Raw genomic sequence first — 1,186 nt, 5'->3', positions numbered from 1 at the left:
CTTGGTCTTTTTTATGCGCGTTTGACTTGTCTATCGTTAATCATGTGTACCAATTCATCGACGTTGTGTGGGCGAGAATAGAAGTAGCCTTGGATGTAATGGCAACCCATGTCGATAAGCTTATTTAACGCCCTGTCGTCTTCTACGCCTTCTGCAATTAAGTCGACATCCAACAGTTGAGCTAACTGGGCTATCAGATACACCACTTGCTCTGACGTTTTGTTCGAGAGCATATTGCGCACAAATGTGGCGTCAATTTTGATGCTGTCGATAGGGTAATTATGAATGTAATTTAAGCTCGAATAGCCGGTGCCGAAGTCATCCAGTGCGACTTTAAAACCAAGATAGCGAAGCGAGTTCAAAACCATCTGCTCGCGTCCACTTTGTGAAAGCAAAACAGTTTCAGTGAGCTCTATAACAAAGTCCCAAGCATCGTGACCGTATCGCTCGAGCAAGGTTGTTAGGTGGTTGATGTAGCGGTTTGAATCGACCAGTTCGTGTGCAGAGCAGTTGATGGATAGCTTCACGGTATAACCGAGGTGAGCCTCTAACTCTTGCTTCGCAATACATGCTAACTCTATGATTCGCTCACCTAATTCGATGATTAATCCCGATTGCTCTGCCGCTTCAATAAACTCCGCAGGGGAGATGTTGCCATACACACTGCTGTTCCAACGAGCGAGTATTTCAAAGTAATCCCAGCGATCATTGTTTACATCAACAATCGGTTGTAACACCACGTAAAGCTCATGACTTTCAGTAATGCTCGTGCTTAATTGAATGCGCATCGCTTCAATCAGTTGCGTTTGACGATGATAAAGCGCACTTAAGTGCGTGTCGTAATGTTGAATTCGTGTGTCACGGTGTTTTTTGCAATCTTTCAACGCTAAGCTGGCATTTAGGATCAGTTCATCACTGTTGAGCATGTGAACAGGCGCACGTGCAATGCCAATGCTCACGGTAAAAGAAATACGATTGGATTTGTCACTGTAACCGGCTTCAATTTTATCGAGCACTTCCTGACATACAGCCACGGGATCTTCATCGTAAGTAATAAAGGCAAACTCGTCGCCAGCAACGCGAAACGCGTTATTTGGGGAAGACAAGCTCTGTTGAATCGCATTTGCAGTAAACTTGATGATCTGGTCACCAATGTAGTTCCCGTTGATGTCGTTTATCGATTTGA

Annotated in this window: 1 protein-coding gene; it reads right to left on the bottom strand. The window is 44.5% G+C overall.

What is annotated here, in order from left to right:
- Nucleotides 1-11: 11 nt before the first annotated feature.
- Nucleotides 12-1,186: bifunctional diguanylate cyclase/phosphodiesterase (locus R7E42_RS24830; protein WP_318073208.1), on the bottom strand; the 1,175-nt coding region annotated here is incomplete at its 5' end.

This window comes from Vibrio sp. Vb1337 (assembly GCF_033338715.1).
Lineage (GTDB): Bacteria > Pseudomonadota > Gammaproteobacteria > Enterobacterales > Vibrionaceae > Vibrio > Vibrio alginolyticus.
Note: the sequence above shows the minus strand (reverse complement) of the source record. Positions and strands in the feature narration are given on the sequence as shown.